The organism is Rhizobacter sp. P3_B12, assembly GCF_056402895.1.
The window spans coordinates 1-7,343 of the sequence record NZ_JBFUGN010000240.1; the positions used below are offsets into that span (position 1 = coordinate 1).

General features: G+C 70.7%; 8 protein-coding genes. 6 read left to right on the top strand and 2 right to left on the bottom strand.

All coding sequences use genetic code 11. The features are described from left to right. A partial coding sequence (gene ligD, locus AC1D01_RS14620; RefSeq protein ID WP_477867386.1) for a DNA ligase D occupies positions 1–1,113 on the top strand: 1,113 nt, incomplete at its 5' end. A 144-nt stretch (positions 1,114–1,257) separates the two neighbouring features. On the opposite strand, the gene AC1D01_RS14625 is transcribed toward ligD, so the two are convergent. Further along, a complete protein-coding gene (locus AC1D01_RS14625; RefSeq protein WP_477867388.1) occupies positions 1,258–2,142 on the bottom strand; it encodes a PEP-CTERM sorting domain-containing protein in 885 nt (294 codons plus the stop codon). 126 nt (positions 2,143–2,268) lie between these two features. Then, the gene (locus AC1D01_RS14630) at positions 2,269–3,081 is read right to left on the bottom strand and encodes an IclR family transcriptional regulator (RefSeq protein WP_477867390.1); all 813 of its coding nucleotides are present in this window, start codon (positions 3,079–3,081) and stop codon (positions 2,269–2,271) included. 176 nt (positions 3,082–3,257) lie between these two features. Between AC1D01_RS14630 and AC1D01_RS14635 the strand changes: the two genes are divergently transcribed. The 5 genes from AC1D01_RS14635 to AC1D01_RS14655 form a co-directional block, all read left to right on the top strand. After that, positions 3,258–4,322: an ABC transporter ATP-binding protein gene (locus tag AC1D01_RS14635; protein ID WP_477867392.1), complete on the top strand. Its 1,065-nt coding sequence runs from the start codon at positions 3,258–3,260 to the stop codon at positions 4,320–4,322. Beyond that, positions 4,319–5,164 (top strand): ABC transporter permease, encoded by an 846-nt coding sequence (locus AC1D01_RS14640; protein ID WP_477867394.1) that lies wholly within the window; start codon positions 4,319–4,321, stop codon positions 5,162–5,164. Before AC1D01_RS14635 ends, AC1D01_RS14640 begins: the two co-directional genes overlap by 4 nt. 18 nt (positions 5,165–5,182) lie before the next feature. Next, a complete protein-coding gene (locus AC1D01_RS14645; protein ID WP_047502665.1) occupies positions 5,183–5,977 on the top strand; it encodes an ABC transporter permease in 795 nt (264 codons plus the stop codon). After that, the gene (locus tag AC1D01_RS14650) at positions 5,977–6,276 is read left to right on the top strand and encodes a (2Fe-2S)-binding protein (RefSeq protein ID WP_477867396.1); all 300 of its coding nucleotides are present in this window, start codon (positions 5,977–5,979) and stop codon (positions 6,274–6,276) included. The genes AC1D01_RS14645 and AC1D01_RS14650 overlap by 1 nt, the downstream gene beginning before the upstream one ends. Further along, on the top strand, positions 6,273–7,343 hold a 1,071-nt coding region (locus AC1D01_RS14655), incomplete at its 3' end, for an FAD-dependent oxidoreductase (protein WP_477867398.1). The genes AC1D01_RS14650 and AC1D01_RS14655, both read left to right, overlap by 4 nt.

Genomic DNA, 7,343 nt, shown 5'->3' on the forward strand with positions numbered 1-7,343 from the left:
CCGTTCGACACCGCACCGAAGCCGGGGCGCGGGCCGCGCGGGGCCGAGGGCGAGCGCCGCTGGGTCAAGCCGACGCTGATGGCCGAGGTGAGTTTCGGCGAGTGGACGCCCGACGGGCAGATCCGGCATGCGTCGTTCGAAGGCCTGCGTGCCGACAAGCCGGCGAAGCGGATCACGCGCGAGCGTGCGGTGCCGGTGAAGAAGGCGGAGGCAGCGATGGCAATGAAGGTGACGCACCCGGAGCGCGTGATCGACAAGCGCAGCGGCATCACGAAGCTCGACCTGGTGCGCTACTACGAGAGCGTGGCCGAGCGGATGCTGCCGCACCTGAAGGGACGGCCGTGCGCGCTGATGCGTGCGCCGGAGGGCGTGGGCGGCGAGACCTTCTTCCAGAAGCACGCCGGCAAGATGCGCTTTCCCGAGATGCGTGAGCTCGACCCGGCGCTGTGGCCGGAACACGAGCCGCTGCTCGAGGTGCCGACTGCGGCCGCGCTGGCCGGCGCGGCGCAGATGAACGTGATCGAGTTCCACACCTGGAATGCGCTGGCACGCCGCATCGACCAGCCCGACCGCATGGTGTTCGACCTGGACCCCGGCGAGGGCGTCGAATGGGCGCAGGTGCGCGAGGCGGCGGCGCTGGTGCGCTCATTGCTGCAGGCGCTGGGGCTCGAGAGCTGGCTGAAGACCAGCGGCGGCAAGGGCCTGCACGTGGTGGTGCCGCTGAAGCCGCAGCATGGCTGGGATGCGGTGAAGGGCTTCTCGCAGGCGATCGTGCAGCACATGGCGAGCGTGGTGCCGGAGCGCTTCGTCGCGAAGAGCGGGCCGAAGAACCGCGTCGGCAGGATCTTCGTCGACTACCTGCGCAACGGCCACAACGCGACGACGGTGGCCGCGTTCTCGGCGCGGGCACGGCCGGGGCTGGGCGTCTCGATGCCGGTGCCGTGGGAGGCGCTGGACGAGCTGAAGGGCGGCGACCAGTGGACGGTCAGGACGGCACGCGAGCACCTGTCGTTCGAGCGCGAGGATCCGTGGAAGGACTACTGGACGACGAAGCAGCTGCTGGGGCGGGCGATGCAGCGGCTGGGGTACAGGCCGGCGAAAGAGAAGGGCTAGCCGAGCGAGATCGTGAGGCGCCTGCCGAGCGCCGTACCCGTTCGCCCTGAGCAGGGACCGAGCCTGTCGAGGGCCCGTCCGTCGAAGGGCAATGTCCGAAGCGTGCAGGGCCTTCGACAAGCTCAGTCCGACCCTTCGACAGGCTCAGGGCGAACGGTGTTTCTTTGCCGCCGTCCCCAGCCCCAACAACCCCAGCACCATCAACGCCCACGTCGCCGGCTCCGGCACCGGCGCGGTGTTGTTCCAGCTGTACGCGAACAGCTCGAAGCTGCCGAACAGCACCTGGCCCGAGTGGTTGTGCACCGTCAGCGAGAGGTTGCCGAGCGGGTCGGCGCTGTAGGTGAAATCGTCGAAGCTCGGCAGCCGCTGCTGCGCGCTGGCGCCGGGCGTCGTCGGGTTCTCGTTGAAGATGTTCGCGATCAGGTTCACGCCGTTGGTCCCGAAGGCCTCGTCGCGGAAGATCAGCGCCGCCTGGTGCACGTACATGTCGGGCCGGCTGGTGTCTTCGGTGAAGCGCGGCAGCGGCGTCGAGGCCACCGCGTTCGTCAGCATCGCGATGCCCGAGAAGGTGACCGACGCGAACGGGTTCAGCACGAAGGGCCGCTGCCAGTTGACCGTCGCACTCGCCTCGTCGTCCTGGCGATCGGCATGCCAGCCGGCCGACACGCTGCCGTGCGAGATCGAGGCCTGCGCCGCCAGCGTCTCGCCGGATTGCTTCGGCAGTTCGATCGCCGCGTCGCCGAATGGCGTGCCCTCGCGCGCCGATGCATCGAGCAGGCGCGACTTCAGGTTCAGCGAGCGCGGGTCGCCCGCCTCCGGTACCTTGTGCGACGTCACGATCGACGCCTGGAAACCGTTGTCCGCCAGCCAGTGCCCCGCCTCACCGGTGTCGAGCCCGCTCGGCGTGCCGAGCGTGAAGGTCGCCGATGCGGAGCCGGGTTCCGAACCCGGCGTCGACCCCGTTCCTGCCTGTGCCACGCCGCACACGCCCAGCGCGCACGCCGAGGCGATGATCCACGACATCTTCATCTGTTCTCCCTGCCGGATCCACTTCCGGAGATCCCCCATTGGAAGAGGCGGCGCCATCGGCGGCAACCCCCAATTGGTAGCGGCCCGTGTATCCGACGGAGTGCCGTCCGACAAGCCGCTTCCGGATCAGCGCGATGCCAGGCTCTGCGCCGGCCGCCGCAGGCTCGGATCGAACGGGTGGATCTGCGGGCCGATTGCGGCCGCCTCGCGCTTCAGCAGTTCCACCACCGTCGGCATCCGGTCCGCGTTGAGCCGGTCCGAGATCGTGCCCACTGACAACGCCGCCACCGCACGCCCCTCGCGGTCGAGCACCGGCACCGCGACGCCTGCCATGCCCTCCAGCAGCCCGGTGTTGCGGCCTGCGTAGCCCGTCTGCCGCACGCGGTCGATCTCGGTGCGCAGGTAGACCTCGTCGTACACGCCGTACTCGCGCACCCGCGACAGGTTGAAGCGGATCACCTCCTCGCGCTCGGCCTCCGGCAGGAACGCGAGGATCGCCAGCGCCCCTTGCCCCACGCCCAGCGCGACGCGCCCGCCAACGTCGCCGGTGAACGAGCGGATCGGGAACGGCCCCTCGCTGCGGTCCAGGCACACCGCATCGAAGCCGCTGCGCGCGAGCAGGAAGATGCTGTCGCCCAGGCTCGCGCACAGCCGCAGCAGCGCCGGCCGGCACAGCGTGCGCAGGTCGGCCGGGTTGCCGGCCGAGGCTGCCAGCGCGAAGAACTCGATGCCCAGCCGATACAGCTTGCTGCGCGCGTCCTGCTCGACGATGCCCTCGGTCACCAGCGACTGCAGCAGCCGGTGCGTGGTGGCCTGCGTCAGGCCCACGCTGCGGGCAATCTGCGTGACGCGCCCCCCATCGGCGTGCACCTGCGCCAGCGCACGGATCACGGCAAACAGCCGGCTGGCGGCGGCGGTCGACGGGCTGTCTTCGCTCATGCTCGATCCTGTGGAATCCCGTGGGTCACGGATGCCCTAAGTATTCCATCAAACGAAATAGGGAAATGGAGTATTTGATTGATTGGAATTCTCGGGTCAAGATGGCCCGCAACTTGCAATTTATCGAAAGAGTTTCTGAAAGACTCTTCTCCTGGATCTGGCAAGCGAGGACCCCGATGTCTTTCCTGCAGTTGACTGGCGTGACCAAGTTCTACGGCGACACCTGCGCGGTCGCCGACATGAACCTGTCGGTCGAGAAAGGCGAGTTCGTCTCGCTGCTCGGGCCCTCGGGCTGCGGCAAGACGACCACGCTGCAGATGGTGGCCGGCTTCGAGCCGGTGACGCGTGGCCGCATCGAGCTCGACGGCCGCGACATCACGCACGCCAAGGCCAACACCCGCGGCCTGGGCATCGTGTTCCAGACCTATGCGCTGTTCCCGCACATGACGGTCGCCGCCAACGTGGCCTTCGGCCTCGAGATGCGCCGCATGCCACGCGCCGAGCGGCTGGAGCGCGTGCGCGGTGCGCTCGCGCTGGTGCACCTGGAAGCGCATGCCGGCAAGTACCCGCGCGAGCTCTCCGGCGGGCAGCGCCAGCGCGTCGCACTCGCCCGCGCGCTGGTGATCGAGCCGCCGGTGCTGCTGCTCGACGAGCCGCTGTCCAACCTCGACGCGCAACTGCGCGAGGAGATGCAGTTCGAGCTGCGCCGCATCCAGCGCCAGGTCGGCACCACCACGGTGATGGTCACGCACGACCAGGGCGAGGCGATGTCGATCAGCGATCGCGTCGTCGTGATGGAGCAGGGCCGCGCGACGCAGGTCGACCGGCCGCAGCGCCTCTACGAACACCCGCGCACCCGCTTCATCTCGACCTTCGTCGGCAAGGCCAACCTGCTGGAAGGCCGCGTCAACGGCGAAGGCGCGGTGCAGGTCGGCAGCCTTCGCGTGGTGGTCGACGAGACCGGCTTCCGCCCCGGTGCCGCGGTGCTGCTGAGCGTGCGGCCCGAGAAGCTGCAGTTCGTCGCGCCGGGCAGCGGCCGGCTCGACGGCGAGATCGCCGAGCGCTTCTTCCTCGGCAGCCAGTGGCTGTACCGCGTCGACACCGCGGTCGGCGCGCTCGCGGTGCTGTGCCCGAACGACGGCCGCGCGGCGCTCGAGGCCGGGCAGCGCACCGGCATCGACTGGCCGGTGCACGGCAGCCGGCTGCTGCCGGGCGAGTCTCCTGCAGAGGCGGCCGCGTGAAGCTCGCCCCCTGGTGGCTCGGCGGCCCGGCGGCGCTGCTCTTCACCGGCTTGCTGCTGGTGCCGCTCGCGCTCACCGCGGTGCTGTCGTTCAACGTCTACGACCCGGCCACCGGCGCGCGTGCCGGCGAGTTCACGCTGGCGCACTACGCGATGGTGTTCGGCGATCCGTACTACCACGGCATCTTCTGGCGCACCTTCCGCATCGCCGCGCTGGTGGCGCTGATCTGCGTGCTGGTCGGTGCGCCCGAGGCCTACGTGCTCAGCCGCATGCGCAACCCGTGGCGCTCGGTGATGCTGCTGGTGGTGCTGGCGCCGCTGCTGGTCTCGGTGGTGGTGCGGGCCTTCGGCTGGAGCATGCTGCTCGGCCCCGAAGGGCTGGTCAACGCGGCGCTGGGCGCGCTCGGCCTCGGGCCCTTCAAGCTGCTCTACACCGAGACGGCGGTCGTCATCGCGCTGGTGCACGTGATGCTGCCGTTCATGGTGATCCCCGTGTGGACCTCGCTGCAGAAGCTCGACCCCGGCATCGAGAACGCCGCGCTGTCGCTGAAGGCCTCGCCGTTCACCACGCTGCGCCGCATCGTGCTGCCGCAGGTGATGCCGGGCATCCTGTCGGGCAGCCTGATCGTGTTCGGCCTCGCGGCCAGCTCGTTCGCGATCCCCGGCCTGCTCGGCGGGCGCCGGCTCAAGATGGTCGCGACGGTGGTCTACGACGAGTACCTGCACGAGCTGAACTGGCCGCTCGGCGCCGCGATCGCGCTGACGCTGCTGGCCGCCAACCTCGCGGTGATGCTGGGCTGGAACCGGCTGATCGAAGGCCGCTACCGCCGTGCGCTCGGCTGATCCGACGGACCGCCCCCGATGAACCGCAACGGCCCGCTCGCACTCGCGTTCAACGCGCTCGTCATCGCCTTCATGCTGGCGCCGCTGGTCGTCGTCTGCCTGGTCGCCTTCACGCCCGAGAACACGCTGACGCTGCCGACCACGAGCTTCTCGCTGCGCTGGTTCCACGCGGTGTTCGAGCACCCGGATTTCATGCAGTCGTTCTGGAACAGCCTGTGGCTCGCGCTCGGCTCGGCCACGCTCGCCACGCTGCTGGCGGTGCCGGCGGGGCTCGCGATCACGCGCCACCAGTTCGCCGGGCGCGAGTTCCTGAACGGCCTGTTCCTGTCGCCGCTGATCATTCCGCACCTGGTGCTGGGCGTCGCGCTGCTGCGGCTGTTCGCGCTGGTCGGCGGCACCGGCAGCTTCGGCTTCCTGGTGTTCGCGCATGCGCTGATCGTCACGCCGTACACGCTGCGGCTGGTGGTGGCGGCGCTGGTCGGCTTCGACCGCAGTGCCGAGCAGGCGGCGGCGTCGCTCGGGGCCGGCCGCTTCACCGTCTTCCGGCGCATCACGCTGCCGATGATCCTGCCGGGCGTCACCGGTGGCTGGATGCTGGCCTTCATCAACAGCTTCGACGAGGTGACGATGTCGATCTTCGTGACCTCGCCGAGCACGGTGACGCTGCCGGTGCGCATGTACATGTATGCGACCGAATCGATCGACCCGCTGATGGCCGCGGTGTCGGCGTTGATGGTCGGCGTGACGGCCTTCGCGATGGTGCTGCTCGATCGCGTCTACGGGCTCGATCGCGTGCTGGTGGGGCGCCGCTGATGAGCACGCGCCGACCGCTGCTGGTGCGCCTGGCCGAGACCGACCGTGCGAGCGTGGCCTTCACGCTCGACGGTGAACCCGTCACGGCGCTTGCGGGCGACACGGTGCTGACGGCCGTGCTGGCGCAGCACGACCGCCTGCGCCGCAACGAGTTCAGCCACGCGCCGCGCGCGGGCTTCTGCCTGATGGGCGCATGCCAGGACTGCTGGATCGCGACCGCCGACGGCGAGCGGCTGCGCGCCTGCGCCACCTTCATCGCGCCGGGCATGGTCTTGCTGAGCGACGGGGAGAGCGCATGACATCACCCGTGATCGTCGGTGCCGGCCCGGCCGGCGTGCGCGCCGCGCAGGCGCTGGTCGCGCACGGACTGCGCCCGGTGCTGATCGACGAGGCGCCGCGTGCCGGCGGGCAGATCTACCGGCGCCCGCCCGCGCATTTCCGCCGCACGGCCGCTGCGCTGTACGGCACCGAGGCGGCGCGCGCCACCGCCTTGCATGCCGCGGCCGATGGCCTCGCAGACCGCATCGACCACCGGCCCGACAGCCTGGTGTGGAACGCGCAGGGCGGCGCGCTCGACGTGCTGCACCGCGGCCGCATCGAGCGCGTGCCGTACCAGGGCCTGATCGTTGCCACCGGCGCCACCGACCGCGTGCTGCCGGTGCCCGGCTGGACGCTGCCGGGCGCCTTCACGCTGGGCGGCGCGCAGGTGGCGCTGAAGTTCCAGGGCTGCGCGATCGGCGGGCGCGTCGTGCTGATGGGCAGCGGGCCGCTGCTGTACCTCGTCGCGTACCAGTATGCGAAGGCCGGTGCGCGCGTGGCGGCGGTGCTCGACAGCGCGCGGCTGGCCGACCAGGTCGCCGCGCTGCCGCTGATGCTGACGCAGCCGGCCACGCTGATGAAGGGCGCCTGGTACGTGGCCTGGCTGCACGCGCACCGCGTGCCGATCCTGCGCGGTGCACGGCCGCTGAAGATCATCGGCGGCGAGCGCGTCGAGGCGCTGCAGTTCGAGCACCGCGGCCGGGCCCGCACGATCGAGTGCGACGCGGTCGGCATGGGCCATGCGCTGCGCCCGGAGACCCAGCTCGCCGACCTGCTCGGCTGCGGCTTCGCGTTCGACGCGGTGCAGCGCGCGCACCTGCCGCTGCGCGATGCGGCAGGCCGCAGCAGCGTGGCCGGCGTGTACCTGGCCGGCGATGGCGCCGGCATCCTCGGTGCCGATGCCGCCGAATGGGCCGGCGAGCGCGCTGCACTGGCGCTGCTGGAAGACCGCGGCATGGCCGTCGACGCGGCGCGGGCGCGCGCGCTGGAGCAGCGCCTGGCCGGCATCCAGCCGTTCCGCCGCGGGCTCGAACGCGCCTTCCCGTTC